Source organism: Streptomyces sp. NPDC093252, assembly GCF_040683675.1.
In the GTDB taxonomy this organism is placed as follows: domain Bacteria; phylum Actinomycetota; class Actinomycetes; order Streptomycetales; family Streptomycetaceae; genus Streptomyces.
The window spans coordinates 1-26,689 of record NZ_JBFBEM010000011.1 but is presented as its reverse complement, the minus strand read 5'-3'; the positions used below and the strand labels follow the sequence as shown (position 1 = coordinate 26,689).

21 protein-coding genes are annotated in these 26,689 nt (G+C 70.5%); 15 read left to right on the top strand and 6 right to left on the bottom strand.

What is annotated here, in order from left to right; all coding sequences use genetic code 11:
* Positions 1–325 precede the first annotated feature (325 nt).
* Entirely contained in the window at positions 326–1,669 is a 1,344-nt protein-coding gene (locus AB0O01_RS23055) for a hypothetical protein (protein WP_365316024.1), read from the bottom strand.
* 14 nt (positions 1,670–1,683) lie between these two features.
* On the bottom strand, positions 1,684–2,100 hold the full coding sequence (locus tag AB0O01_RS23050; protein WP_365316022.1) for a hypothetical protein: 417 nt from the start codon (positions 2,098–2,100) through the stop codon (positions 1,684–1,686).
* A gap of 338 nt (positions 2,101–2,438) precedes the next feature.
* Between AB0O01_RS23050 and AB0O01_RS23045 the strand changes: the two genes are divergently transcribed.
* The 5 genes from AB0O01_RS23045 to AB0O01_RS23025 all read left to right on the top strand — a co-directional run bounded on the left by AB0O01_RS23045 (position 2,439) and on the right by AB0O01_RS23025 (position 6,811).
* Positions 2,439–2,873 carry a hypothetical protein gene (locus AB0O01_RS23045; RefSeq protein ID WP_365316020.1) on the top strand — a complete coding sequence of 145 codons (435 nt, stop codon included), beginning with the start codon at positions 2,439–2,441 and terminating at the stop codon, positions 2,871–2,873.
* The gene (locus AB0O01_RS23040) at positions 2,870–4,723 is read left to right on the top strand and encodes a hypothetical protein (RefSeq protein WP_365316018.1); all 1,854 of its coding nucleotides are present in this window, start codon (positions 2,870–2,872) and stop codon (positions 4,721–4,723) included. Before AB0O01_RS23045 ends, AB0O01_RS23040 begins: the two co-directional genes overlap by 4 nt.
* A gap of 159 nt (positions 4,724–4,882) precedes the next feature.
* Positions 4,883–6,016, top strand: coding sequence for a S8 family serine peptidase (locus tag AB0O01_RS23035; RefSeq protein ID WP_365316424.1), 1,134 nt, complete (start codon positions 4,883–4,885; stop codon positions 6,014–6,016).
* A 64-nt stretch (positions 6,017–6,080) separates the two neighbouring features.
* Entirely contained in the window at positions 6,081–6,428 is a 348-nt protein-coding gene (locus tag AB0O01_RS23030) for a WXG100 family type VII secretion target (protein ID WP_365316016.1), read from the top strand.
* Between the two features lie 86 nt (positions 6,429–6,514).
* Positions 6,515–6,811: a WXG100 family type VII secretion target gene (locus AB0O01_RS23025; RefSeq protein WP_355749741.1), complete on the top strand. Its 297-nt coding sequence runs from the start codon at positions 6,515–6,517 to the stop codon at positions 6,809–6,811.
* A gap of 385 nt (positions 6,812–7,196) precedes the next feature.
* On the opposite strand, the gene eccCa is transcribed toward AB0O01_RS23025, so the two are convergent.
* Positions 7,197–11,168: a type VII secretion protein EccCa gene (gene eccCa, locus AB0O01_RS23020; protein ID WP_365316014.1), complete on the bottom strand. Its 3,972-nt coding sequence runs from the start codon at positions 11,166–11,168 to the stop codon at positions 7,197–7,199.
* Between the two features lie 449 nt (positions 11,169–11,617).
* Between eccCa and eccD the strand changes: the two genes are divergently transcribed.
* Together eccD and AB0O01_RS23010 are read left to right on the top strand one after the other, a co-directional pair.
* Positions 11,618–13,126 carry a type VII secretion integral membrane protein EccD gene (eccD, locus tag AB0O01_RS23015; RefSeq protein ID WP_365316422.1) on the top strand — a complete coding sequence of 503 codons (1,509 nt, stop codon included), beginning with the start codon at positions 11,618–11,620 and terminating at the stop codon, positions 13,124–13,126.
* A 190-nt stretch (positions 13,127–13,316) separates the two neighbouring features.
* Positions 13,317–14,828, top strand: a complete 1,512-nt coding sequence (locus AB0O01_RS23010; RefSeq protein WP_365316012.1) for a PQQ-binding-like beta-propeller repeat protein — start codon at positions 13,317–13,319, stop codon at positions 14,826–14,828.
* Between the two features lie 83 nt (positions 14,829–14,911).
* On the opposite strand, the gene AB0O01_RS23005 is transcribed toward AB0O01_RS23010, so the two are convergent.
* Complete coding sequence (locus tag AB0O01_RS23005) at positions 14,912–15,214, bottom strand: DUF397 domain-containing protein (protein ID WP_365316010.1); 303 nt, start codon at positions 15,212–15,214, stop codon at positions 14,912–14,914.
* Between the two features lie 316 nt (positions 15,215–15,530).
* On the opposite strand from AB0O01_RS23005, the gene rpsO reads away from it, so the two are divergent.
* The 5 genes from rpsO (at position 15,531) to AB0O01_RS22980 (ending at position 21,168) form a co-directional block, all read left to right on the top strand.
* Positions 15,531–15,821 (top strand): 30S ribosomal protein S15, encoded by a 291-nt coding sequence (gene rpsO / locus AB0O01_RS23000; protein ID WP_355749753.1) that lies wholly within the window; start codon positions 15,531–15,533, stop codon positions 15,819–15,821.
* 452 nt (positions 15,822–16,273) lie between these two features.
* Positions 16,274–18,496: a polyribonucleotide nucleotidyltransferase gene (locus AB0O01_RS22995; protein ID WP_365316007.1), complete on the top strand. Its 2,223-nt coding sequence runs from the start codon at positions 16,274–16,276 to the stop codon at positions 18,494–18,496.
* Positions 18,493–19,872 carry a pitrilysin family protein gene (locus tag AB0O01_RS22990; RefSeq protein ID WP_365316005.1) on the top strand — a complete coding sequence of 460 codons (1,380 nt, stop codon included), beginning with the start codon at positions 18,493–18,495 and terminating at the stop codon, positions 19,870–19,872. Before AB0O01_RS22995 ends, AB0O01_RS22990 begins: the two co-directional genes overlap by 4 nt.
* A 68-nt stretch (positions 19,873–19,940) precedes the next feature.
* Positions 19,941–20,693, top strand: coding sequence for a 4-hydroxy-tetrahydrodipicolinate reductase (gene dapB / locus AB0O01_RS22985; RefSeq protein WP_365316003.1), 753 nt, complete (start codon positions 19,941–19,943; stop codon positions 20,691–20,693).
* Positions 20,694–20,715: 22 nt separating this feature from the next.
* On the top strand, positions 20,716–21,168 hold the full coding sequence (locus AB0O01_RS22980) for a hypothetical protein (RefSeq protein ID WP_365316001.1): 453 nt from the start codon (positions 20,716–20,718) through the stop codon (positions 21,166–21,168).
* A gap of 160 nt (positions 21,169–21,328) precedes the next feature.
* Here the strand turns inward: AB0O01_RS22980 and AB0O01_RS22975 are convergent, their stop codons facing one another.
* Together AB0O01_RS22975 and AB0O01_RS22970 are read right to left on the bottom strand one after the other, a co-directional pair.
* A complete protein-coding gene (locus AB0O01_RS22975; protein ID WP_365315999.1) occupies positions 21,329–21,886 on the bottom strand; it encodes a hypothetical protein in 558 nt (185 codons plus the stop codon).
* Positions 21,887–22,031: 145 nt separating this feature from the next.
* A complete protein-coding gene (locus AB0O01_RS22970; protein ID WP_365315997.1) occupies positions 22,032–22,271 on the bottom strand; it encodes a hypothetical protein in 240 nt (79 codons plus the stop codon).
* A gap of 317 nt (positions 22,272–22,588) precedes the next feature.
* On the opposite strand from AB0O01_RS22970, the gene thyX reads away from it, so the two are divergent.
* The 3 genes from thyX (at position 22,589) to AB0O01_RS22955 (ending at position 26,357) form a co-directional block, all read left to right on the top strand.
* Positions 22,589–23,374 (top strand): FAD-dependent thymidylate synthase, encoded by a 786-nt coding sequence (thyX, locus tag AB0O01_RS22965; protein ID WP_365315995.1) that lies wholly within the window; start codon positions 22,589–22,591, stop codon positions 23,372–23,374.
* Between the two features lie 213 nt (positions 23,375–23,587).
* A complete protein-coding gene (gene dapA / locus AB0O01_RS22960) occupies positions 23,588–24,487 on the top strand; it encodes a 4-hydroxy-tetrahydrodipicolinate synthase (protein ID WP_365315993.1) in 900 nt (299 codons plus the stop codon).
* 184 nt (positions 24,488–24,671) lie between these two features.
* On the top strand, positions 24,672–26,357 hold the full coding sequence (locus AB0O01_RS22955; protein WP_365315991.1) for a ribonuclease J: 1,686 nt from the start codon (positions 24,672–24,674) through the stop codon (positions 26,355–26,357).
* Positions 26,358–26,689: the final 332 nt, after the last annotated feature.

Below are 26,689 nucleotides of genomic sequence, written 5' to 3'. Positions count from 1 at the left end.
CCCCTCCTCGTACATGGCCCGCTGGAAGTCGCCCATGTACTCGGCGGTGATGTCGCCGAGGCTGCCGCGCAGGGCGTAGAGGGGTCCGGTGTTGCCGTCCACGTCGCCGTTCTCGTTGCGGCGGATCACCTCGGGGTGCTCGCCGAAGCGGTCCGCGATGTCCCGCACCAGCCCGGCCCGCTCGGGGGTGTGCGGGATGGCGTCACCGCCGCCGTCGTTGTCGTACCGCCGTCCGGTCGTCGCCGCTTCCAGGGCGTGTCCGAGAGCCTCGGGGCCGAAGGCGAGGGCCGGTTCGGTCTTGTCCTCGTCGGCCAGGACGTTGGTGTCATTGGTGTCGATCGACCACGCGAACTCCTCGTCGGTGAAGAGGTCGAGGTAGGAGGTGAAGCCCGGGTCGCCGCCGTCCCGTTCGGCGGTGCCGTCCTCGCCGTAGACGGCCGGCGGCTGGGTGAAGAACCGTTCCGACGCCACGGGGCTGTGGCCGAGCGCCTCCAGCACGCTGGTGAGCGGATCGTTGCCGGTGCCGAGCCGTCCGGAGGGGTTGAACCCGTAGATGTCCGGGCTGCCCGACGGCTTGTTCATCATGAACCGGTACGGATCGGCCCGGTGGAGCTGGGTGACGTGCTCGGCGATCGGGGTGAGGAAGCGGGCGTCCGTCGTAGGTGCCGTGGCGGAGCAGGCCGCCGAGGACCTGGTAGCCGTACGGCTTGTTGGTCTGGCCCGGCAGCCAGCCGATCTCCTGGGTGCCGAGCCGCCGGAAGTCGTTGCCCCAACCGGCGTGCAGACGATGCCGGTTGTCGGGGTCGGGGTCGGGGTCGGTGGCGTTGGCGTTGGCGTTGACGAGGGCGTGCCCCATCACCCGCCGGAGATCCTGTACGGCGTTGAGGTGGGTCTCGGTGGCCTCGGCGTCGGTGCCGTCGATCGCCATCTCGGCGTAGAACCGGTGCGCCTGCTCGGGCCCGCCGAGCCCCTCGTAGAACTCGGTGGCGAACTTGCCGTCCGCCTCCGACGCGTTGAACTGGAGCAGCCGGTTCAGCTCGCGCAGCTCCGCGTCGGACATCCCGTCGCCCGGGCGCGCAATCTCCAGGGCGCGCTCGACCTGGGCGTCGTTCAGGGACTCGTACGCGCTGTGCCCGGCGTTGTGGGGGTCGCTGCCGTGGCTCCTGGCGAGGGCGCGGGCGACCGTCGCGTCGATCTCGGTGGCGTGGGTGAGGATCCGCGCGATCCGGCCCTCCAGCTCCCGCTTGGCGTCGAGCCGGCTCTGCGTCCGCTCGTCGGTGTCGCCGCGGAGGTGCGGGAAGACGCAGCGGACGGTGCCGTCGCCGATGTCCTCGACGCGTACGCCCAGCGCGGCGGCGTCCACGTCCACCGCCTGCCTGACCTGCTGCTGGAGCGCGAGCAGCTCGGTGTGACCGTCGTCCAGGACCCGATGGACGCTGTTGGCCTCGATGTGGAGGTCGGAGATCTCCTTGGCGGTCCTGTCGATGAACCCGCGGGTCACCGCCGCGTTCACCCCGGCCCACGCCGCCGCGTCCGACCGGGCCTTCATTCCGGTACGGGCGCTGTCCGCGGCCTCCTTGAGTTCGCCGACGATGTTCTTCCAGTCCGTCACGGAGGTGGCGAGTACGTCCAGATCCACGTCGACCAGGTCCGTCAGGGTGAGAGCCATCGTGGGGCCGCCCGTTACCTGAAGTACTCGTTGAGCTGGGACACCGGTATCGCCGAGCCGTCACGTCCGCGAACGACCGCCGCGATCCGCGCGTCGTCGTCGGCGTGGCGCCGCCGGCTGTAGTCCAGGTGGTCGGAGATGTGCGCGCACGCCTGGAGCACCGACTTCACCTGCGACGTCCAGACGCCGACCGTGGTCTCCAGGGCGGCGCCGGTGGCGAAGTTGCGCGCCTTCAGCGCGGCTGCGGCCCGCATCGTCGAACCGGCCCCGGCCCGGTCGGCCCCGGCGCCCGCGATGTCGCCGCCGCGGTGGAGGCGGTCGTACAGCGCGTACGCGTCGTGCCCGACGGCCCCGAGGTCGTCCTGACGGACGACGAGATCACCGCCGCCGCCTCCGCCGCCGCCTTCCGAGGGCACCTGGTTGAGCTGCATCCGCATCCCGCCCCGGCCGGGATCCATTCCGGGCGGATGAGTGGAGGTCCGGTGAAGATCACGACCGCCCCGGCGTGTCCCCCTGGCGCCAACCGGCCCCCTTCCACCCTCGCCGTCAGCAAACCGGCGAACCGGGCATTTGGCGAGGGCTGGTACCGGCTTGTAACTGAGTTGGGGCACACCGTGGTTGGAGTCGATGGGGTGGTTGTCTACAGTGGTAAAGACGTTGTCGGGTGCGGGCCGGTTTGCGATTGTGTGGTCGGTGGAGGGCCGACCGCCGCGAGCGGCCACGAAGGGTGCAACGCACAACGGGGTAACGGGGAACGGGGTGGAACGTCGTGCTTCCGGCGGACATGGGTGGAAGCGGGGCCGCGGACCTGGAGGTCAGCGGTGAATTGCTCAGGAACTTCGTCTCACGGGTCGACGCCGTGCTCAGCGACCTCGAAGGGTCGGCTGGCGACCCGGCCAGGGTACGGGCGCAGACCATCAGACAGTCGTCCCTGAGCCAGGGACCGGGCGGCGTCTTCATCGAGGCCGAGTCCCTCTACAGCCAGTACAACATCGTCCACGAACAGCTCACCAACCTCTCCCGGACGCTGCACCTCCAGATCGAGGCCATCGGCATCGCCGTCAAGGGCGCGTCGAACGGGTTCGACTCGCTGGAGGAGGAGCAGCGGCGGAGGTATTGGGAGATTCGGGTGCAGATCGGGCGACTGCGGGGCATGACGGGGAACGAGCGCACGGATTCCGATGCGCCTGGAATGGGGGGATGAGCGTGTCCGGTGATCAGCACGAGGCGGACCTGGAGCGCGTCTCCAACCAGAACTCCTTCGCGGACGTGGCGCGCGTAGTCGAGAACCCGCAGGGCAACGGCCTGTTCATCAGGATGTTCACCGACCCGCTCCGTACGGTCGTCGGCGCCACCGCTCAGGGACAGGCCGTCTTCGGAAGCACCGACTTCGACGAGAAGAACCTCGACCTCAACCAGATGGTGGACCTGGTCGAGCGGACCAATCCTGAGGACCTGGAAGCCTCCGGCAGGGCTCTGTGGGAGGCGCGTGACGCCATCCGAGCGGCGGCCGACGAACTCAACGGCCGCATCACCCATCTGGCCTGGAAGGGCGAGGCGGGCAGCAATTTCCGTGAGTACGGGGCCCTGCTCGTCGACGCCACCGTGGAACTGAGCAACTTCGCGGGCGGCGCCGGCGACCAGATCACCGCCGCCGCGGTGGGCCTCGCGTCCGTACGCAGTGCCATGCCCCCGCGCGATCCGAATAACCGCAAACGCCCGGAGAGCTTCACGCCTGCCGAGCGCACGGCGGACGACAAGGAGTACGAGGCGGCCGTCAAGGTCGAGAAGGACCGCCAAGAGGCGATCAACCAGTTGAACCGTCTGGCGTCCTACTACGCGGTCTCCAGCCAGCAGCTCCAGTTGCTCCAGGAGACACCACCCACGTTCCCGGACGTGCCCAATGTCGGCGTGCCCGAGCCAGAACGCCTGCGGGGTGGACCGGACGAACCCGCCCCGCCCGTGAGGACCCAGCAGGACGACCCGACCCGGCCCCCGCCGGACCGCGCCGACCCGCCCGGTCGGGTCGACCCGGTACGACCCCGGCCCGACGGCGACACGGTGGTCACGAACCCCCGCGACCCGTCCCGCCCGGACGTCCCTCCGGCACGCCCCGACGTCAACACCGAACTCGACACCGTGGGGCCGCTGCCCACCACGACCACACCGCCGACCGCGACACCACCGGCCATCGGCACTCCGCCCGTGAACGGCCAGCCCAATCCCTTCCCGACCGGCGGCCCACCCGTACCCAACGCGATCTACGGGAAGAACCAGGGTGGTACGAGCGGCCAGCGTGCCCCGATCTCGGCGCAGGGCCGTGCCCGGCCGATCGACCCGGCGACCGGACGGACCACCGGGCCCGGCTCCGGCAATGTCATGGGCCGCCCGGCACCGGGCGGGGCCACGGGTGCGACGGGACGTCCCAATCCGGCGGGTGGCACCAACGCCATGGGCCGTCCGACGCCGACCGGCCAGCCCGGTGCGCGGGGGACCGGCCCCGGCGGGCGGCCGTATCCCATGGGCGGTCAGGGAGTGACCGGCGGAACGCCGCGCCCTGGTGGGACCCAGGGACAGCGCACCCCTGGGGCTCCGGCCACCGGTGCGGGCCGGAGCAACGGGGTGGTCGGAGGCCGCCCCGCCACTCCCGGCGGCACTCCGGCGCGCGGCGGTTCGAAGATCCCCCGGGGCACAGTCGTCGGTGCGGGCGGCACGCCCACGTCCCGGCCTCCGGCACGGCAGCAGCCCAGCCAACGCGGAGTCATCGGCGCGCCCCAGCCCTCACCCCGGAGCGGAACGCCCCGCCCCGGCGGGCGCGGCAACTCCCCGTCCGTCACCGGCAACCCGACAGGCCGCAACAGCCCCGCAGGTGCCGAGCGCAACGGCATGACTCGTGGCGGGGCCGGACTTGTCAGAGGACTGTTCCGCCGCAACCGGAGGCGGGACGACGACCGGGACCAGGACGAGACCCGGCGCCCGGATGACCCGACCGGCAACGAAGAGACCCAGCAGCCCAACGGGCCGCGGCGCGATCTGCCCCCGGCCGCCAACTGAGCATGAGCGAGGACTGACCACACCATGACGTCAGGGACGACCGGCCGACCGGCCGAGCGGGCGAACCTCCTCCGGACCCGCCGGAGCAGGCGCGTACGTGCCGTGGGCGCGCTCGTCGGCGCCCTGGCCGTCGTGAGCACGGCCAACGCGCCGACCGCCATGGCCGACGCCCAGGCCGACCAGTGGTACCTGGCCGAGATGCAGGCCGAGAAGATGTGGCAGGTCAGCACGGGAGAGGGGGTGAAGGTCGCGGTCATCGACAGCGGTGTGAACGCCGACACTCCCTCCCTCAAGGGCCAGGTACTCGTCGGCGATGTCCCCGAATCCGTCGCGTACAACGCCACCAAGGACTACTCCGGCCACGGTACGAGCATGGCGGAGCTGATCGCTGGTACGGGTGCGGGAGGCGGACTGAAGGGCCTTGCGCCGGGGGCGAAGATCGTGCCCTACCGGGTGTCACTGGAAGGGCTCAAGCAGGGCCCCGAACACGACAAGACGCCTGAGCCCGTCGAGGCGCTGCGCGCCGCCGCGGACACCGACGCGAAGATCATCAACATCTCGTTCGGTGGGATGGCGACGGACGAGGACCGCGAGGCGGTGGAGTACGCGGCCTCCAAGGGCAAGCTGATCTTTGCCGCTGTCGGCAACGAGAGCTTCACCGACCTACCGGCAGCCTTCCCCTACGTTGTTGGCATCGGCTCCGTTGACAAGGAGTTCGAGGTGTCGGACTTCTCGCCGTCCGGGTACGCCGATCTCGTCGGGCCCGGTGAGGACATCCCGGCATGGTGCGACCAGAACTTCACGTCGTACTGCACGGGAAGCGGCACCAGCCAGTCCACCGCCCTGGCCTCCGCCGCGGCAGCTCTCATCTGGTCCGAGCACCCGGACTGGACGGTCAATCAGGTCACCCGTGCTCTCATCGACACGGCCAGCCGTGGCTGGCCCAAGGACGAGCCGAGCGGGTCGGCGGGATACGGCTTCATCCGACCCCGTGTCGTGCTGGCCGACCCGGCGTACGACCCCGGCGCCCCCGATGTCGATCCGCTCATCGATGTGAACGAGGGTGACCTGCTCGCCAAGTCCGCCGCCCAACAGCCCCCTTCCTCCCCCACCCCCTCAACCACCCCCCAAACCCCCACCCCCAACGCCCCCGAAGCACCCGGATCCAGCACCGAAGCCGCCGCATCCGACGCCGGCGGCAACACCCTCTGGATCACCCTCGGCGCCGCAGCCGGCGTGATCGTGGTCGGCGGGGCGGCCTTCGCCGTCCTGCGCGCACGCCGGGCGGGCTGACGGGCAACGGCGTCGCGGACCTCGCGCACACCAAGCACCACAGACAAAGAAAGGGCAGGTCACCATGGCTACCGACCAGAAACTCGAAGATGCCGCAGTAGTCCAACTACAGAAGCAGATGTACGAGAAGTACGAGGGCATCCGCACCCGGGTGAGCCGTCTTCAGGGTGTCATCGACGCGCTGGAAGGTCAGTGGCAGGGCATCGGCCGTGCCGAGTTCGACCGCAAGCAGTACGAGATCAACGAGTCCCTCAAGGGCATCGGCGGGATCCTCGCCGAGGTCATGGAGGCCATGACCTCGGCCCGCAACATCAAGGACAGCAAGGAAGACGAGGTGCGCGCCTCGGTCAACCGGATCAACGTCAACGAGGGCGCGCCCACGGTCCAGTCGTCCGCGTTCAACTCCATGTGAGCCTCACCCTCAACCCGCGCGGCACCCACCGCACCACCTGCACCACGCGCTCCACCCGCACCGCCACTCACACCAGGGGAGACACCATGCGCAACAACGAGGGGCTGTCCGTCACATATGACGGTCTCGACATCGCCGCCACCAACATCGGCAACGAGGCCAAGCAACTCGAACAGGACCTCCAGGAGCTTCGTTCGCTGGTCGAGCGCAGCCGCGAGTACTGGGCCGGCCAGGCCCAGGACCAGTTCGGCGAGAAGCTGCGCCGCTGGGACAAGGAGGCCAACGACATCCACACGGCCCTGATGGGCATCGGCCAGGTCGTCGCCCAGTCCGGCGGTACGTACATGGAGGGCGACCGCCGGGCGGCCAGCTACTTCATGTGACGCGCCCTCTCGCGCAGCGCGGCGAACTGCGGCCATCGAGCCACGCCTGCGCGAATCCGGCAGCGCCAAGCAGATCAAGACAAGCAGACGCAGAACGGCACACCAGGGTGGGCGCGCGCGGGAGGCGCCCACCCTGCTGCTGTCCCAGCCGGGCGGAGCCGGACGACCGGGGCCGACGCGACGCGACCCTCACCCCCGACCGACCCCGCCCTCAGGCCAGCAGCCCGCCCTCAACCCCAGGCCAGCAGCCCGCCCCCTCCCCCGGGCGCCAGCCTCACCCCACCGCACCCCACCCCCGGCACCAGCCGACGCCACCCCCCCCAGCGACCCCAGCACCCCCCCGCACCCAGCACCCCCCCCCGCACCCAGCACCCCCCCGCACCCCTCAGCCCCCCTCCTCCCCCAACCCCACCTGAACCAACGGCTTCCCCCGCTTCCGCGAGACAAAGACCCCCCGCCCCGGCGGCATCGCGCGCGGGCGGATACCGCCCAGCAGATCCCCCTCGCCCGGGTCGCCCGCGAGCACCACTCCCTGGGCCCCCAGTTCCTTCATCCGCTGGATGAACGGCTCGTAGCCCGCGCGGCCCGCGCCCGCCGTGGAGCGGGCGATGATGAAGCGGACGCCGACATCACGGGCGAAGGGAAGCAGCTCGGTCAGGCCCGCCAGCGGGTTGCCGCTGCTCGTGGCGACCAGGTCGTAGTCGTCGATGACGATGTAGACATTCGGGCCCTGCCACCAACTGCGGTCCCGGAGCTGCTCCGGGGTGACGTCCGCGGTCGGGGTGCGGCGCTGCATCAGGTCGGCGAGGGCGTCCATGTGGTGCTGCATCTGGTTCGACATGGGGATGTACTCGGCCAGGTGCGTGGGCGGCGTGACCCCCAGCAGGGAGCGCCGGTTGTCGACCACGAACAGCTTGCAGTTGTCCCCGGGATACCGCTCGGTGAGCCGCTTGACCAGCAGCTTCAGCAGATTGGACTTGCCGGACTCGCTCTCGCCGTAGACCAGGAAGAACGGGTCGGTGTCGAAGTCGACGAAGACCGGCTCCAGATTGTCCTCGTCCAGCGCGAAGGCGACGCCCCGCTGCGGGAAGCGGTCGCCCGGCGGGAGCTGCGCGGCCGGGAACGCGCGCGGCAGCAGCCGTACCTCGGGCGCGCCGGGCTGCTGCCAGTGCCGGGTGACCTCGGCGGCCAGCGCCTGGGTGGCCTCCGCGAGGTCCGTGTCCGAGGAGAGGCCGTCGATGCGCGGGACGGCCGCCATGAAGTGCTGCTTCTGCGGGGTCTGGCCGCGTCCGGGGACCCCGGTGGGCACGTTCGCCGCGACCTTGCGGTCGAACTCGGAGTCCATGGGGTCGCCGAGCCGCAGCTCCAGCCGGTTCATGAGGTGGTCCTTCATGTTCGAACGGACCTCCATGGAGCGCGAGGCGGTGAGGATGACGTGGATGCCGTAGCCCAGCCCCCGCGCGGCGATGTCCAGGACGAACGGCTCCAGCGCCTCGTAGTCCGACCGGAAGTTCCCCCAGCCGTCGACCACCAGGAACACATCGCCCCACGGCTGGTCCGTCACCGCGATGTCGCCCCGCGCGCGGCGGGTGCGGAACTCGGCGATGGAGGAGATCCCGGCGGTGCGGAAGTACTCCTCGCGGCGGGTCAGGATGCCGTACACCTCCGCCGCCGTGCGGCGGACCTTCTCCGGGTCCAGCCGGGACGCCACCCCACCCACGTGCGGGAGCCCGGCGACCGCCGAGAGACCGCCGCCGCCGAAGTCCAGCGCGTAGAACTGCACCTCGTGCGGGGTGTGGGTGAGGGCGAAGGAGGCGATGAGCGAGCGCAGCAGCGTGGACTTGCCGGACTGCGGGCCGCCCAGGATCTGCATATGGCCGGCCGCCCCGCCGAAGTCTGTCCACAGCGGGTCCCGGCGCTGCTCGTACGGCTTGTCGACCAGGCCGAGCGGGATGACCAGCCGCCCCGCGCCCTCGTACCCGGGCTGGGTCAGACCGCGGCCCTGGACCGCCGCCAGGCCGGGCAGAAGGGAGTCCAGGGAGGGCGGGCTGTCCAGCGGCGGCAGCCACACCTGGTGGGCCGCAGGGCCCTGCGCCTCCAGCCGCCGCACGATCACATCCAGCACGGTGTCCGCGAGGGCGTCGTCCTGGCGCTCCGGCTCCTCCTCGCCGCGCTGCGGCGGCACCGCCACGTACCGCACGGGCACCTGCGCCGCCGTGAACAGCACCGGCCTGCGGTCCACCGGCAGCGGCCCGCCGTACGACGCGGCCTGCTGCGCGCTGGTGCGGTACACCCCGGATACGTACGCCGCCTTGAAGCGCAGCATCTCGTCCGTGCCGAACTTCAGGAACCCGGAACCGGGCACATTGGGCAGCTCATAGGCGTCCGGGACGCCGATCGCCGCCCGCGACTCGGCCGCCGAGAACGTCCGCAGACCGATCCGGTACGACAGGTACGTCTCCAGGCCGCGCAGGCGGCCCTCCTCCAGGCGCTGCGAGGCCAGCAGCAGATGCACCCCCAGAGAGCGGCCGATCCGGCCGATCTGGACGAACATCTCGATGAAGTCCGGCTTGGCGGTCAGCAGCTCGCTGAACTCGTCGATCACCAGGACGAGGGACGGCAGCGGCTGGAGCGGGGCGCCCGCCGCGCGGGCCTTCTCGTAGTCGTGGATGTTGGCGTAGTTGCCCGCGTCGCGGAGCATCTCCTGGCGGCGGTTCAGCTCACCGCGGATGGAGTCGCCCATCCGGTCGACCAGGGTCAGATCGTCCGCCAGGTTGGTGATGACCGCCGCCACATGCGGCATCTGCGCCATGCCCGCGAAGGTCGCGCCGCCCTTGAAGTCGGCGAGAACGAAGTTCAGGGTCTCCGAGGAGTGCGTCACGGCGAGGCCGAGGACCAGCGTGCGCAGCAGCTCCGACTTGCCGGAGCCGGTGGCGCCCACGCACAGCCCGTGCGGCCCCATGCCCTCCTGCGCGGCCTCCTTGAGGTCCAGCATCACGGGCCGGCCGTCCTCGCCGAGCCCGATCGGCACCCGCAGCCGCTCCGACTGCGAACGGGGCCGCCAGGTGCGCCGCGGGTCCACGGAGGCCGCGTCGCCCAGATTCAGCAGATCCGTGAACTCCAGATTGGCCAGCAGCGGTTCGTCGTCGTCCCCGCCCGAGGCCATCCGCAGCGGCGCGAGCTGCCGCGCCAGCGCCTCGGCCCCCTCGTACGCCAGTACGTCCGGCAGGCCCTCGTAGACCATGCCGTGGGCCGACTCCAGGCGCAGCTCGCGCGGGTGGACGACGATCGAGAGGTCACCGCGCCCGCTGGTCAGCTCGCCCGGCACCACCTCCAGGACCGTGACCCCCTGGAGGCCCTCGGGGCTCGCCAGGAGCGAGGTCGGCGGCAGGGACACCCCGTCGAGGACGACGATCACCTGCGGCTGCTCCGGCACCGGCGGGCCGTCCGGATGGAACCGGGGGCGGCCTTCGAGCCGGGCCCCGAGCAACTCCTCCAGCTCCATCGGGTTGGTGGTGATCAGCCGCAGGCTGCCCGCGCCGTCGGCCGTCCCGCGCGCCTGCGCGTGGGGCAGCCATTTGGCCCACTCCCACTCGGCCGCCGCCTCCCGCCCCGTGGCCACCGCGATGACCAGGTCCTCGGGGGACTGGAGCGAGGCCAGCGAGGCGGTCACCGCGCGCGCGGCGCCCCGTACGGTGACCGGGTCCCCGCTGATCGTCACGTGGTAGAAGGCCCGCAGCGAGACCGCCATGGGCAGGCCCTCCACGGTGGCGTGGGTGGCCAGAAAGCGCTGCATCGCGCCCGTGGTGAGCGGTTCGAGCTGGTCCACCGGCCCGCTCTGCGGCGCCACCAGGGGAGTGGCCAGCGACTGCGGGCCCAGACCGACCCGTACCTGGCCGAAGTCCTCGTCACCGGTACGGCGTTCCCACACCCGGCTGCCCTCGGCGACCAGCGCCCACAGTTGCTCCGGCGAAGGGTGGAGGTAGTACTGCGCGTCCCGCTGGGCCAGCGCCGTGCGCTGCGCGGTGCGGCGGGTCTGGGACAGATAGCGCAGGTAGTCGCGGCGGATGTCGGCCAGTTGGCCCTGGTTGCCGCGGCGGTAGCGGATCAGCATCGCGATGCCCATGGCGATCGTCGAGGCGATCATCACCATGCCCATGATCCTCATGAAGGGCTGGGCCTGCGGATTGAAGAAGAACACCACCGAGCCGCCCATGCCGAGCATGGGCAGCAACTGCATCAGCGCGCCCTCCTGCTGCCCCCGCGGCAGCTCGGGCGGCGGCTGGACCACCACCTCGCTCGTGGGCACGTCCTTCGGCAGTGCCCGCGGTGGGCGCTTGACGACGATGTGACTCACTTCGCACCAATTCCCTTGCCGACCCGACCCGTTCCGCCCACCGCCCCGTGTCCGGCGAGCGTCGATCGCGCAGCGCGATCCTACTGACCGCCACTGACAGTGGCGGGCGGTAGGGTGCCCGTGAGACCTGTGAACAGTTGCGAATCGGACCGGGTAAACCGGGCAATCCGCACCCTTCACCTCGAGCGCTCCCGACTGCTCCGGCCCCGGTGGCGCACCGCACCGGCGAAGGCGCGCACGACGTGCACAGGATCGCCACAGGCGGTCGCGCGCCCGGCCGCCCCCGGCGACGACGGGAGGAGCGCCCCGCGCGACCCGACCGAACACAGCGGCCCGCACACCGAGAACGGCGCAAGAACAAGAACCGCACAAGAACCGCACAAGAACCAGACAAGAACCGCGCCAACAACGACAGACGGCGACAACACAAGGGGGAACAGCAGGTGAGCATGACGGCCTCCGCACCGGCCGGCCGGACCGGCGGAACGGGCAGCGCGACCCCTGCCGGGTCGGGCACGGGCTACGGCTTCTGCCGGGTCACCATCGTGGCCCCGGACAGCCGCATCGACGTGGCCCTGCCCGACGACGTACCGGTCGCCGATCTCTACCCGGAGATCCTCCGCCTCTCCCAGCAGCGTCCCACCGAGGGCGCCCCGGTCGGCTACCACCTGGTCCGGCGGGACGGCACGGTCCTGGACGGCTCCCGCTCCTTCGCCGCCCAGCGCATCCTGGACGGCGAACTGCTGACCCTGCGTCCGTTCGCCGAGTCCCTCCCGCCCGCCGTCCACGACGACGTCTCCGAGGCGGTCGCCTCCGCCGTCACCCAGGACCGCACCCTGTGGAGCGCGGACCTCACCCGCGCGGCTGGCCTGATCGCCGGCGGCGTACTGCCCGCCTTGCTCGCCTTCGTCGCCTGGAACTCCCAGGTCCGCCACGACATGCACAGCCTCCAGGGCGTCCTCGCCGCCGTCACCGGAGTCCTGCTGGTCACCATCGCGTGCGTCCGCGCGCGGGTCTACGACGACCGCGGCTCGGCCATCGCCCTGGGCCTCGGCGCGCTCCCCAACACCGCCGTCGCGGGCTCCGGACTGCTGCCGCTCGCCGACGGACAGGGCATCGGACGGCTCCAGTTCCTGCTGGCCTGTGCGGCGGTCCTGGTCGCCGCCGTGGTGCTCACCCTGATCTCGCCGGGCGGCGACGGCCCCTTCGTGGCCTTCGTCCTCGCCTCGGTGATCGGCCTGATCACCACCTTCATCGCGATGCTCACCGACCTGCGGCCCATCGAGACGGCCGCCGTCTGCGCCCCGCTCGCGGTGTGCGCGCTGGCCTTCCTGCCGGGCATGTCCATGCGTTTCGCCCGGCTGCCCATCGGCTTCGCCCAGCCCAACCCCGCGCGCGGGTACAGCACCGACGAGCCCACCACCCCGGAGCCCGTCGACGCCGAGCGCATCGCCGCCCAGGCCCGCCGCGGCCATGAACTCCTCGTCGGACTGGTCGGCGGCTGCGCCCTGGTCACCGTCGGCGCCGCGATCGTGCTCAGCTTCTCCAGCAACCTCTGGGCCCAACTGCTCGCCCTGGCCACCGGCATCGCGATGCTGATGCGGGCCCACCTGTTCCGCTACACCGGCCAGGTGGCCGCCACGCTCACCGCCGGGCTCGCCTGCCTGGTCTTCCTGGGCCTCGGCCTCGCCCTGAACCGCCCCGAGGACTACGTCAAGGACGCCCTCTTCGGCAACACCACCGCGCTCGACATCCGTACGGTGTGGCTGGTTGCGGCGATCGGCGCGGCGACGGCGCTGGTCACGGCCATCGGGCTGATCGCCCCCCGCCAGGGCGTCACCCCGTTCTGGGGCCGCTTCATGGAGATCGCCGAGGCATTCGTCCTGCTGACCCTGGTACCGCTGGCCCTGGCCGTCTTCGACGTCTACGCCTCGGCACGCTCCATGACAGGCGACTGACGGCCCCCGTCCCTCCCCCCGTACCGCCGTCCCCCCCCGTAGCCGTCCCCCCCCCCGTACCGGAGGCCGGCCGGCCTCCCGACAACTGGCGCCACCCGACACCCCCACCCCACCCCATACCGACCGCCCGCCCGCCCGGAGGCCCCCCACCCCCACTCACCGAACCCACCCCCAAGGAAAGGCGCCCAGCGTGAGCTTCGGCCCGCCCCCCTCGATCTACACCGAGTCCCACCGGGCCGCCGAAGGCCGCCGCAGCCGGCGTCGCCTGCGGCTGTTCGGCGCGGCCGGAGCGCTCGCGCTGCTCGCCGGGACCGGCATCGGCACCTGGCTCCTGGCGTCCCCCGGCTCCTCCGGCGACACTCCGGCCGACAACCGCCCCGCCGCCGTCGCCCAGCACCCCGACGAGATCCGCGAGACCGTCGAGCAGCCCCCCGCCTCACCCGAGGGGCAGCTCCTGCTCCAGCAGCAGGAAACCGGGCTGGAGAAGCTCAAGGACGGCGACAAGCGCTACGCCCCCGGCACCTGGGCCACCGGCGAGATCTTCGCCAAGGGCACCGCCGACAAGATCCTCGGCCACTCCATCGCCCCGGACTCCGAGGGCCCCGTCTGGACCCTGGACCTCGACGGCCACCTCTGCGCCACCAGCGACCACGTCACCGCCGACGGCCGCACCGCCGTCGTCGTACAGCCCGAGAAGCCCGAGGGCGCCGACACCGAGGGCGTCTGCGACCAGGTGGTCTTCTTCGACATAGATACGGGCAAGAAGCTATGGCAGGCCACCATGCCCTCGGCCGGTTCCGCCTTCGTCACCAACACCAACCTCACCCTCACCCGGGGCGTCGTCGCCATCGCCTGGGGCCAGGGCTCCGTCGCCTACGACATGAAGAACGGCCGAAAGCTCTGGGACGGCACCTCCGTCTCGAGCTGCGAGGACCGGGGCTTCGCGGGCGGACGCGCCCTCCTGGCCCTCCTCACCTGCGGCACCGGCGCCAACACCACCTACCGTGTCCAGCGCCTCGACCCGCGCACCGGCGAGCCCGAGTGGACCTACGAGGTCGCCCGAGGCGTCCAGGACGTCTACCTGCCGTCGTCCGAGCCCCCCGTGCTCGCCGTCGCCGCCGGGGACCTCTCCGTCACGGAGCTGATCACCCTGGACGACGACGGCACCTACCGCGCCACCGTCCCGATGTCCGGCCGCCACGACCCCAAGTGCGGCGACCGCTACTTCGCCTCGCCCTACTTCGGCCTGGTCGAGCACTGCGACGCCCTGGTCGTGGACGACGACCGGCTCTACGTCGCCACCAAGGAGGAGCCCTCCCTGGACCAGCCCGCCAACTGGATCGTCGCCTTCGACACCGCCACCGGCAAGACCACGGGGAAGTTCGAGGGCCGCCCCAACCAGCCGGTCTACCCGCTGCGCGCCAGCGGCGACGAACTGCTGATCATCCGCGAGAGCCTCAGCGAGGTGGAACCGACCGCCGTCGTCACCTGGAACCCGGAGACCGACAAGGAGACCCCCTACCTCCTGTTCGGGCTTCCCGAGGAGGGGCTGGGCCGGTTGTCCGACCTGGAGTGGTCGGACATCGTCGTCGAGCAGGGCCGCCTCTTCCTCTCCGCACGCCAGATCGAACCGGACCCAGAGGACCCCGAGGCCCCGGTCCTGACCTCCATAGCGGTGGGCGGCTTCACACTGGAGCACTAGGCGTACAAAAGACTGGAGCACTAGGCGTACAAAAGAAGGGGGCGACACCCAAGGCGCCGCCCCCCACAAGACCCTTTCAGCCCCTACCCCTCCCCCAAACCCCCGCCCCCACCACCGGGCGCCGGAGTCACATCGAACTCCCCGTCCCGCGCCCCCAGCACGAACGCCCGCCACTCCGCCTCCGTGTACCGCAGCACGGTGCTGTGATCGAGCGAGGACCGCATCGCCACGGCGCCGTCCGGCAGGTAGGCGATCTCGACACGCTCCTCGTGCTGCTCGGTGCCCGGCGCGCTGTGCCATTCCACGCCGGAGATGTCGAGCCCGTACAGCTCGTCCCGCTCCCGCTCCTTGCGCGCCTTGACGTCCTCGTGCACTTCCTCCGCCATCGCGAAGCGACCCCTTCCCGGCATGCGGATCTTCCCGCGGACATTCCGATCGGCTCATTCCGATCGGCTCACCCTAGTGGGCGTACAGGACCCGGCGGCGATGTTCGGACACCGCGGTCAAGGGCGTCGCCGCCTGCTGGTACTCTGGGTGACGGCCGTTTGTGTACGCATCCCCGGATGCCCCGAGGATCCCGCTCAGGGATCGCGGTGCCCCGGCGGTCGCGCCCAGCGGATCCCGCCTTCCGAGTCGTGGAAGCTCCCCCGAGACAGAGACCGGGGGCACTCGGTGGCCACTCACCCATCACAAGGAGTACGCGTGTCGCTCGACGCCGCTACGAAGAAGCAGATCATGACCGAGTTCGGCACCAAGGAGGGCGACACCGGCTCCCCCGAGGTCCAGGTCGCCCTGCTGTCCCGGCGGATCTCGGACCTGACCGAGCACCTCAAGACCCACAAGCACGACCACCACTCGCGCCGGGGTCTGCTGATCCTGGTCGGTCAGCGCCGTCGCCTGCTCCAGTACCTGGCGAAGAAGGACATCCAGCGCTTCCGTGCGCTGGTCGACCGCCTCGGCATCCGCCGCGGTGCGGCGGGCGGCGCCAAGTAGGACGCCACGAAGGGGAGCGGTTCCCGTGACCAGGGAGCCGCTCCCTTTTGCCATCCGTACGCGGGCTTTACCGTCCGTACGGAAACGTGCGCGGTGTCACTGCCGCTTTGTAGTGTGGTGAGCAGAAGGTGTGTCGGCGCGCTGCGCGGACACGAGCGCGAGACACAAGATACGAACAGAGCGTGATGTTCCGTACCCGAAGGGGTAGGGCGACAGTACGCGACGCACGACCTGAGCGAACCAGAAGACCAGAAGACCCAGAAGAACCAGACGTACGAGGAGAAGCGCGCCCAGCCGCCGCCGGTCCTCGGTAGTGGCCCCCGGGGGGAAGCGAGCCCCGGGTGCTTCGATCGAAGACCGGCCCGCACCGGACGGTGTGCTTCTCCGAGGCCGTCCCCCGCGCCACACGGGCCCGGTGGGACGAAAGACGACAAGTATCGGAGAGAACGCTAGTGGAGAACGAGACCCACTACGCCGAGGCCGTCATCGACAACGGCGCCTTCGGCACCCGCACCATCCGCTTCGAGACGGGCCGCCTGGCCAAGCAGGCCGCCGGCTCCGCCGTGGCGTACCTGGACGACGACACCATGGTGCTGTCGGCCACCACCGCCTCCAAGAACCCCAAGGACCAGCTCGACTTCTTCCCCCTCACGGTGGACGTCGAGGAGCGGATGTACGCCGCCGGCAAGATCCCCGGCAGCTTCTTCCGCCGTGAGGGCCGTCCCTCCGAGGACGCCATCCTCACCTGCCGCCTGATCGACCGCCCGCTGCGCCCGTCCTTCCGCAAGGGCCTGCGCAACGAGATCCAGGTCGTCGCCACGATCATGGCCCTCAACCCCGACCACCTGTACGACGTCGTGGCGATCAACGCCGCCTCCGCGTCCACGCAGCTCGCCGGTCTGCCCTTCTCCGGCCCGATCGGCGGCGTCCGCGTCGCCCTGATCCGCGGCCAGTGGGTGGCCTTCCCCACCCACAGCGAGCTGGAGGACGCCGCCTTCGACATGGTCGTCGCGGGCCGTGCCCTGGAGGACGGCGACGTCGCGATCATGATGGTCGAGGCCGAGGCCACCGAGAAGACCATCAAGCTGGTCGAGGGCGGCGCCGAGGCCCCCACCGAGGAGGTCGTGGCCGCCGGTCTGGAGGCCGCGAAGCCCTTCATCAAGGTCCTGTGCAAGGCGCAGTCCGACCTCGCCGCCAAGGCCGCCAAGCCGACCGGCGAGTTCCCGATCTTCCTCGACTACCAGGACGACGTCCTGGAGGCTCTCACGGCCGCCGTCCGCCCCGAGCTGGCCCAGGCGCTCACCATCGCCGGCAAGCAGGAGCGCGAGGCCGAGCTGGACCGCGTCAAGACCCTCGCCGCCGAGAAGCTCCTGCCGGAGTTCGAGGGCCGCGAGAAGGAGATCTCCGCCGCGTACCGCTCGCTCACCAAGTCCCTGGTCCGCGAGCGCGTGATCAAGGAGAAGAAGCGCATCGACGGCCGCGGTGTCACCGACATCCGCACCCTGGCCGCCGAGGTCGAGGCCATCCCGCGGGTGCACGGCTCCGCGGTGTTCGAGCGCGGCGAGACCCAGATCCTGGGCGTCACCACGCTGAACATGCTCCGCATGGAGCAGCAGCTCGACACCCTCTCCCCGGTGACGCGCAAGCGCTACATGCACAACTACAACTTCCCGCCGTACTCCACCGGCGAGACCGGTCGCGTCGGCTCCCCCAAGCGCCGCGAGATCGGCCACGGCGCCCTCGCCGAGCGCGCCCTCGTCCCGGTCCTGCCGACCCGCGAGGAGTTCCCCTACGCGATCCGCCAGGTCTCCGAGGCGCTCAGCTCCAACGGCTCGACGTCCATGGGCTCGGTCTGCGCCTCCACCATGTCGCTGCTGAACGCCGGTGTGCCGCTGAAGGCCCCGGTCGCCGGTATCGCCATGGGCCTGATCTCCCAGGAGATCGACGGCGAGACGCACTACGTCACCCTCACCGACATCCTCGGTGCGGAGGACGCCTTCGGCGACATGGACTTCAAGGTCGCCGGCACCAAGGAGTTCGTCACCGCCCTCCAGCTCGACACCAAGCTCGACGGCATCCCGGCCTCCGTGCTCGCCGCCGCCCTCAAGCAGGCGCGCGACGCCCGGCTCCACATCCTCGACGTGATGATGGAGGCCATCGACCGGCCCGACGAGATGTCCCCCAACGCGCCGCGGATCATCACCGTGAAGATCCCGGTCGACAAGATCGGCGAGGTCATCGGCCCCAAGGGCAAGATGATCAACCAGATCCAGGAGGACACCGGCGCCGAGATCACCATCGAGGACGACGGCACGATCTACATCGGCGCCGCCGACGGCCCCTCCGCCGAGGCCGCCCGCGCCACGATCAACGGCATCGCCAACCCGACGATGCCCGAGGTCGGCGAGCGCTACCTGGGTACGGTCGTGAAGACCACCACCTTCGGCGCCTTCGTCTCCCTGCTCCCGGGCAAGGACGGCCTGCTGCACATCTCGCAGATCCGCAAGCTCGCCGGCGGCAAGCGCGTGGAGAACGTCGAGGACGTCCTCGGGGTGGGCCAGAAGGTCCAGGTCGAGATCGCCGAGATCGACTCCCGCGGCAAGCTCTCCCTGATCCCCGTGATCGAGGGCGACGCCGAGGGCTCCGACGACAAGAAGGACGCTGCCGACCAGTGACGTCCCGTGGCTCCCAGGCGACGGCCCGCCCCTCTTCGGAGGCGCGGGCCGTCGCCCGTACCCAAACCCTCATCAAGGGCACCGGCGGGATCGGCACGGTCCGCAAGACCACCCTCCCGGGCGGTCTGCGCATCGTCACCGAGACCCTCCCCTCCGTGCGCTCCGCCACCTTCGGCATCTGGGCGCACGTCGGCTCCCGCGACGAGACCCCGTCCCTCAACGGCGCCACCCACTACCTCGAACACCTGCTCTTCAAGGGCACCGGCCGCCGCTCCGCCCTGGACATCTCCTCCGCCCTGGACGCGGTGGGCGGCGAGATGAACGCGTTCACGGCGAAGGAGTACACGTGCTACTACGCACGCGTGCTCGACACCGATCTGCCGCTCGCCATCGATGTCGTCTGCGACATGCTGACCGGCTCGCTGATCCTCGAAGAGGACGTCAACGTCGAGCGGGGCGCGATCCTCGAAGAGATCGCCATGACCGAGGACGACCCCGGCGACTGCGTGCACGACCTGTTCGCGCACACCATGTTCGGCGACAACCCCCTCGGCCGCCCCGTCCTCGGCACGGTCGACACGGTCAACGCCCTCACCGCCGACCGCATCCGCCGCTTCTACAAGAAGCACTACGACCCCACCCACCTGGTCGTCGCGGCAGCGGGCAACATCGACCACCACAAGGTCGTACGACAGGTCCGCGCGGCCTTCGAGAAGGCGGGCGCCTTCAGGAACGCCGAAGCGGCCCCCATCGCCCCGCGCGACGGAAGCCGCCGCATCCGCACCGCGGGCCGGGTCGAACTGATCGGCCGCAAGACCGAGCAGGCCCATGTCGTCCTCGGCATGCCCGGCCTCGCCCGCACCGACGACCGCCGCTGGGCGCTCGGCGTCCTCAACACCGCCCTCGGCGGCGGCATGTCCTCCCGCCTCTTCCAGGAGGTCCGCGAGAAGCGCGGCCTGGCCTACAGCGTGTACTCGTACACCTCCGGCTTCGCCGACTGCGGCCTCTTCGGCGTCTACGCGGGCTGCCGCCCCTCCCAGGTGCACGATGTCCTGAAGATCTGCCGCGACGAACTCGACCAGATCGCCGAGCAGGGCCTCTCCGACGAGGAGATCCACCGCGCGATCGGCCAGCTCCGCGGCTCCACCGTCCTCGGCCTGGAGGACACCGGCGCGCTGATGAACCGTATCGGCAAGAGCGAGCTGTGCTGGGGCGAGCAGATGTCCGTGGACGACATGCTGCTGCGGATAGCCTCGGTCACCCCCGACGACATCCGTGCCGTCGCCCGGGACGTCCTGGGGCAGCGGCCGTCCCTGTCGGTCATCGGCCCCCTCAAGGACAAACAGGCATCCCGGCTGCACGACGCGGTGGCCTGACCCCGCGAGGCCGCCGGCCCCGAACTCCCGTATCCGGCAAGGAAACCCGGCAAGGAACAGAGACGAAGATGAGCAAGCTGCGCGTGGCGGTCCTCGGTGCCAAGGGCCGCATCGGCTCCGAGGCGGTACGAGCGGTCGAGGCCGCCGACGACATGGAACTGGTCGCCGCCCTCGGCCGCGGCGACGCACGGGAGACGCTCACCGACTCCGGCGCCCAGGTCGCCGTGGATCTGACCGTCCCCGACTCCGTGATGGCCAACCTCGACTACTGCGTCGGCCACGGCATCCACGCCGTCGTCGGGACGACCGGCTGGACCGACGAACGCCTCGCGCAGCTCACCGGATGGCTCGACCGCTCGCCCGCCACCGGCGTCCTGATCGCCCCGAACTTCTCCATCGGCGCCGTCCTGACCATGCGGTTCGCCCAGCTCGCGGCCCCGTACTTCGAGTCGGTCGAGGTCGTCGAACTGCACCACCCGAAGAAGGTCGACGCCCCCAGCGGCACCGCCACCCGCACCGCCCAGCTCATCGCGGCGGCCCGCGCCCAGGCCGGCTCGCCCCCGGCCCCGGACGCCACGACGACCGCCCTGGACGGCGCCCGCGGCGCGAGCGTCGACGGCGTCCCCGTCCACGCGATCCGGCTGCGCGGCCTCCTCGCCCACCAGGAGGTACTGCTCGGCGGCGAGGGCGAGACCCTCACCATCCGGCACGACTCCCTCCACCACAGCAGCTTCATGCCGGGCATCCTGCTCGGCGCCCGCCGCGTGGTCACCACCCCGGGCCTCACCTTCGGCCTGGAACACTTCCTGGACCTGAACTGACCCGTACGGACCCTGATCCCTCATGCGCGCGAAACTCTCCTACGCCCTCACCGCGGCCGTCCTGGTCTTCTACTTCGTCCTGGTCGGCAGCCGGGGTGTGCTGCTCATCAAGGCCGGGACACCGCTGACCGTCACCTTCGGTCTGGCGGTGCTGATCCTGCCGGTCATCGGCGTCTGGTTCCTGTGGAAGAACACCCAGTTCGTCCGCCGTGCCAACGCGCTGGCGGCCCAGCTCGACGCCGAGGGCGGTCTGCCGGCCGACGAACTGCGGCGCCTGCCCAGCGGCCGGGTCGACCGCGACTCGGCCGACGAGGTCTTCGCCCGCCGCAAGGCCGAGACGGAGGCCGCCCCGGACGACTGGCGCACCTGGTTCCGCCTCGCCATCGCCTACCGCGACGCCCGCGACACCCCGAGGGCCCGCAAGGCGATGCAACGCGCGATCACCCTGCACCGCGACCCCGGCACGGCCACCTGACCCCGGCCCGACCGGCCCCCCTCGACACCACAGACCCCACCAGCCACCAGACACCCACAGGAGCCCGGTCCCACCCTCAGGACCGGGCTCCTCCGCGTCTCAGCTCACCCGCAGGCGCCGCCGGACCACCAGACGTCCAGCGAGGACACCTCCCGGCGCCTCAGCCCCGCCGCCCGTACTCGTCCGCCCAGACCTCCACCGAATCCGCCGCCCGGTCGAACGCCTCCACCCGGGCCAGGAAATCCGCGTTGTGCGTGGTCAGCAGCGTGGGCATGTCCCCGCCGCTCCGGTCGCGCCGGACCAGCACCAGGGCCTGGCCCTGCACCGTACGGGGCAGCCCCAGCCAGCGCACCGGCTGCTGTACCGTCCGCACGGCCCCGACCTTGTCCCAGGGGACCGTCCGGGTGAGGTGGAAGCGCACCTGGCGCAGCCCCTGGGAGCTGACCCAGACGCCGGACCGCAGCAGCCGCAGGGCCACGGCGATCAGCGCCAGCGCGATCCCGAAGACCACCCCCGCGCCGGACACGGTGCCGGTGAGCGCGATGATGACCGCCGCGAACAGCACGAAGGAGGCCAGCAGAAGCCAGACGGCGGCGATACCGACCCGCCAGGGCCCGGGGCGGTAGGGCCGCCGCCAGCGGTCGCGGTCGTCGAACGGCAGCGCGGTGTCGTCCGTCGTGTCGAAGGCACGGTCGGCCGTCAGGAAGGGCAGGGGCACGGCTGGTCCTCACTCGTCCATGCATGGGCTGTGCCCGGTGAGGCTATCGATCCGTGTCGCGGCCCACCACCTTAGGGGGGCCATGGGGGTACCGCCCGTGCCATTCGGCGGTGGGGGAGGAGCCGCCCGCCCGCTCAGCGCCCGCTCATCGGCCCTCGGTGGCCTGTGACTGCTGGACCGGTGCGGTCGAGTGATCCAGCTCCAGCGCCGGCATACCGAGGATCAGCGACCCGACCAGGGCGGCGACGATCGTGAGTCCCAGCAGCGAGCGCCCGGCTATCTGCCCCGCCGTGGGGCGGGTACGGGGCGGGGGAGTGACATTGCTGCGGAATCTGTCGGCATCGGCGAGGAAGGTGAAGGGTACGGGCTCACGCTGGCGGAACATGGTGGTGCTTCTCCTCTCGGGCGCTCGACACGGGCGGGTTCGAACGCCCCGCGCTCACCAGTACAGACGCGCGAACGCCCCGGAAGGTGCCCGCATTCACCGAATTGACAGAAGTTCGCAGGAGTTCACAGCCCTTCATCAGTGTTCATCGGAGTTCGCCGGGGTTCAGTGGGGTTCAGTGGGTTGCAGTCGGTTTCATCACCGTTCGCATCGCTTGCCCCGGATGTCATGCCCCCGCACCGAAAGCCCGGCTGTCGGTGCCGGGCCGTAGAGTGGGCGCCGCCCGAGTGAAGTGGATGGAAGGGAACCCTCCGACCGTGACCGACACCCCCACCGACGCGACCCCGGACACCCCGGACGCCCCCCGCGTCCCGGACGTCCCGGACGTCAAGCCGAGCTTCCGCGGCGATGTCACCGTCGAGCTGGTCAAGCACACCGCCTCCGACGCCGACGTGCTGTTCGCCGCGCGGGTGTCCACCGCGGGCGAGAAGTCCCTGGACGAGCTGGGCAAGGACCCGGAGCGCTCCAAGGGCCTGATCAACTACCTGATGCGGGACCGGCACGGCAGCCCCTTCGAGCACAACTCGATGACCTTCCTGATCAGCGCGCCGATCTTCGTCTTCCGCGAGTTCATGCGGCACCGCGTGGGCTGGTCGTACAACGAGGAGAGCGGTCGCTACCGCGAGCTCCAGCCGGTCTTCTACGTCCCCGACGAGTCCCGCAAGCTGGTCCAGCAGGGCCGCCCCGGCAAGTATCAGTTCGTCGAGGGAACCGTCGCCCAGCAGGAACTGGTCGGCCGCGTCATGGAGGACTCCTACCGTCACTCCTACGAGGCGTACCAGGAGATGCTGGCGGCCGGCGTCGCCCGCGAGGTGGCCCGCGCGGTCCTCCCCGTCGGCCTCTTCTCCTCCATGTACGCCACCTGCAACGCGCGCTCCCTCATGCACTTCCTCGGCCTGCGCACCCAGCACGAACTGGCCAAGGTGCCGTCCTTCCCGCAGCGCGAGATCGAGATGGTCGGCGAGCTGATGGAGACCGAATGGTCCCGGCTGATGCCGCTCACCCACGCCGCCTTCAACGCCAACGGCCGGGTCGCCCCGTAACCGCACGGGCGTACCACCCGCCGGGCACAGATGTACGGATCAGCCTCACGAAGTGTCCGGATTGCGGCATTTAGAGAAGTTCATCTAGCCTGATCAAACGGACCCGGCACTGCTTGAACCCCCGAGCAGGCAGTGCCGGGCTCCATCTTTGTCATGACCTATCCGACACCCTGAGGGCAGACCGCGCCCTGAGCAGCGAGTAGCGTGTAACCCATGGCTCCGACCTCGACTCCGCAGACCCCCTTCGGGCGGGTCCTCACCGCCATGGTCACGCCTTTCACGGCGGACGGCGCACTCGATCTCGACGGCGCTCAGCAGCTCGCCACCCACCTGGTGGACGCAGGCAACGACGGCCTGATCATCAACGGCACCACCGGCGAGTCCCCCACCACCAGCGACGCGGAGAAAACGGACCTCGTACGAGCCGTCCTGGACGCGGTAGGGGACCGCGCCCACATCGTGGCCGGCGTCGGAACCAACGACACCCGCCACAGCATCGAGCTGGCCCGCACCGCCGAGCGCACCGGCGCCCACGGCCTGCTCATCGTCACCCCCTACTACAACAAGCCCCCCCAGGACGGCCTCCACCAGCACTTCAAGGCCATCGCGGACGCCGCCGACCTCCCGGTCATGCTCTACGACATCCCCGGCCGCAGCGGCGTCCCCATCAGCACCGAGACCCTCGTCCGGCTCTCCGAGCACCCGCGGATCGTCGCCAACAAGGACGCCAAGGGCGACCTCGGCCGTGCGAGCTGGGCCATCGCCCGTTCCGGCCTCGCCTGGTACTCCGGCGACGACATGCTCAACCTGCCGCTGCTCTCCGTGGGCGCGGTCGGCTTCGTCTCCGTCGTCGGCCATGTCGTCACCCCCGAGTTGCGCGAGCTGGTCGAGGCGTACACCAGCGGTGACGTCCAGAAGGCCACCGAGATCCACCAGAAGCTGCTGCCGGTCTACACCGGCATGTTCCGCACCCAGGGCGTCATGACCACCAAGGCCGCGCTCGCCCTCCAGCACCTGCCCGGCGGACCCCTGCGCGCGCCCATGGTCGCCTGCTCACCCGAAGAGATCGAGCAGCTCAAGATCGATCTTGCCGCGGGCGGGGTACAGCTCTGACATCGGACTTCGCGAGGCAGGGCCGCCTCGCACCAGGCTCCACAACTGAATACGACCGAACGAGCGGGCCACCGGTGCCCGCCGTATCACCACAGCACACCGACAACGACAATTGCGTCTTGCACGAACGTCACGCGCGCCACGTGCCACACCGGTACGTGGCGTGCGTGGTGAGGAGAGTCTTTTGAGTCATCCACACCCGGAACTCGGCCCGCCCCCGCCGCTCCCCCGAGGTGGCCTCCGCGTCACCCCCCTGGGCGGCCTCGGCGAGATCGGCCGCAACATGACGGTCTTCGAATACGGCGGCCGTCTGCTGATCGTCGACTGCGGAGTGCTCTTCCCCGAGGAGGAGCAGCCCGGAATCGATCTGATCCTGCCGGACTTCTCGTCCATCCGTGACCGTCTCGACGACATCGAGGGCATCGTCCTCACCCATGGTCACGAGGACCACATCGGAGGCGTCCCCTACCTCCTGCGCGAGAAGCCGGACATCCCGCTGATCGGCTCCAAGCTCACCCTCGCCCTGATCGAGGCCAAGCTCCAGGAGCACCGCATCCGCCCCTACACCCTTGAGGTGGCCGAGGGGCACCGCGAGCGCATCGGCCCCTTCGACTGCGAATTCATCGCCGTCAACCACTCCATCCCGGACGCCCTGGCGGTCGCCATCCGCACCCCGGCCGGCATGGCGGTGCACACCGGCGACTTCAAGATGGACCAGCTCCCGCTGGACGGCCGGCTCACCGATCTCCACGCGTTCGCCAAGCTGAGCGAGGAAGGCATCGACCTTCTCCTCTCGGACTCGACCAACGCCGAGGTCCCGGGCTTCGTCCCGCCCGAGCGGGACATCTCCAACGTCCTGCGCCAGGTCTTCGCGACCGCCCGCAAGCGGATCATCGTGGCCAGCTTCGCCAGCCACGTCCACCGCATCCAGCAGATCCTGGACGCCGCCCACGAATACGGCCGCCGGGTCGCCTTCGTCGGCCGCTCCATGGTCCGCAACATGGGCATCGCCCGCGACCTCGGTTACCTCAGGGTCCCCCCGGGCCTGGTCGTCGACGTCCGCACACTGGACGACCTCCCGGACAACGAGATCGTCCTGGTCTGCACGGGCTCCCAGGGCGAGCCGATGGCGGCCCTGTCCCGCATGGCCAACCGCGACCACCAGATCCGCATCGTCGACGGCGACACGGTGATCCTGGCGTCGTCCCTGATCCCCGGCAACGAGAACGCGGTCTACCGGGTGATCAACGGCCTCACCCGATGGGGCGCCAATGTCGTCCACAAGGGCAACGCCAAGGTCCATGTCTCCGGCCACGCCTCCGCGGGCGAGCTGCTGTACTTCTACAACATCTGCCGCCCGCGCAACCTGATGCCGGTCCACGGCGAGTGGCGCCACCTGCGGGCCAACGCCGAGCTGGGCGCCCTCACCGGAGTCCCGCACGACCGCATCGTCATCGCCGAGGACGGCGTCGCCGTCGACCTCATCGAGGGCAAGGCCAAAATCTCCGGCAAGGTCCAGGCGGGCTACGTCTATGTCGACGGCCTCTCCGTCGGCGATGTGGGCGAGCCGGCCCTCAAGGACCGCAAGATCCTCGGCGACGAGGGCATCATCTCGGTCTTCGTGGTCGTCGACTCCTCCACCGGGAAGATCACCGCGGGCCCGCATGTCCAGGCCCGGGGCTCCGGTATCGAGGACTCGGCCTTCAACGCGGTCCTCCCGAAGATCAACGAAGTCCTCGAACGTTCGGCCCAGGACGGCGTCGTCGAACCCCATCAGCTCCAGCAGCTCATCCGCCGCACGCTGGGCAAGTGGGTCTCCGACACCTACCGCCGCCGGCCGATGATCCTGCCGGTGGTCGTGGAGGTCTGACGGACCGCCAGGATCCGGACAGCGCATCCCAGGAGCGGGGCGCCTCGATTTGCATCGAGGCGCCCCGCTCCAGTACGTTTACGGCTCCGCCTCCACGGGAACCCGGTCGCCTCAGGCGCTCGGATCAAGTCCCCGGAGGGCGCGGAAATCCGACTCAGAATCTCTGATAAAGTCGGGCCTCGCCGGAAAGGGAATCGCGAAAGCGAGAACCTGGAAAGCATTCCGAGGAAATCAGACCGAGAAAAGGATCTGATAGAGTCGGAGACACCGAAGGGAAGCGCCCGGAGGAAAGCCCGAGAGGGTGAGTACGAAGGAAGCGTCCGTTCCTTGAG

Excerpts from the sequence above, each read along its gene's own strand:
- AB0O01_RS23055 (WP_365316024.1), bottom strand. The coding sequence starts at position 1,669 with ATGGCTCTCACCCTGACGGACCTGGTCGACGTGGATCTGGACGTACTC.
- AB0O01_RS23050 (WP_365316022.1), bottom strand. The coding sequence starts at position 2,100 with ATGCAGCTCAACCAGGTGCCCTCGGAAGGCGGCGGCGGAGGCGGCGGC.
- AB0O01_RS23040 (WP_365316018.1), top strand. The coding sequence starts at position 2,870 with ATGAGCGTGTCCGGTGATCAGCACGAGGCGGACCTGGAGCGCGTCTCC.
- AB0O01_RS23035 (WP_365316424.1), top strand. The coding sequence starts at position 4,883 with ATGGCCGACGCCCAGGCCGACCAGTGGTACCTGGCCGAGATGCAGGCC.
- AB0O01_RS23030 (WP_365316016.1), top strand. The coding sequence starts at position 6,081 with ATGGCTACCGACCAGAAACTCGAAGATGCCGCAGTAGTCCAACTACAG.
- AB0O01_RS23025 (WP_355749741.1), top strand. The coding sequence starts at position 6,515 with ATGCGCAACAACGAGGGGCTGTCCGTCACATATGACGGTCTCGACATC.
- eccD (WP_365316422.1), top strand. The coding sequence starts at position 11,618 with ATGACGGCCTCCGCACCGGCCGGCCGGACCGGCGGAACGGGCAGCGCG.
- AB0O01_RS23005 (WP_365316010.1), bottom strand. The coding sequence starts at position 15,214 with ATGGCGGAGGAAGTGCACGAGGACGTCAAGGCGCGCAAGGAGCGGGAG.
- dapB (WP_365316003.1), top strand. The coding sequence starts at position 19,941 with ATGAGCAAGCTGCGCGTGGCGGTCCTCGGTGCCAAGGGCCGCATCGGC.
- AB0O01_RS22980 (WP_365316001.1), top strand. The coding sequence starts at position 20,716 with ATGCGCGCGAAACTCTCCTACGCCCTCACCGCGGCCGTCCTGGTCTTC.
- AB0O01_RS22970 (WP_365315997.1), bottom strand. The coding sequence starts at position 22,271 with ATGTTCCGCCAGCGTGAGCCCGTACCCTTCACCTTCCTCGCCGATGCC.
- dapA (WP_365315993.1), top strand. The coding sequence starts at position 23,588 with ATGGCTCCGACCTCGACTCCGCAGACCCCCTTCGGGCGGGTCCTCACC.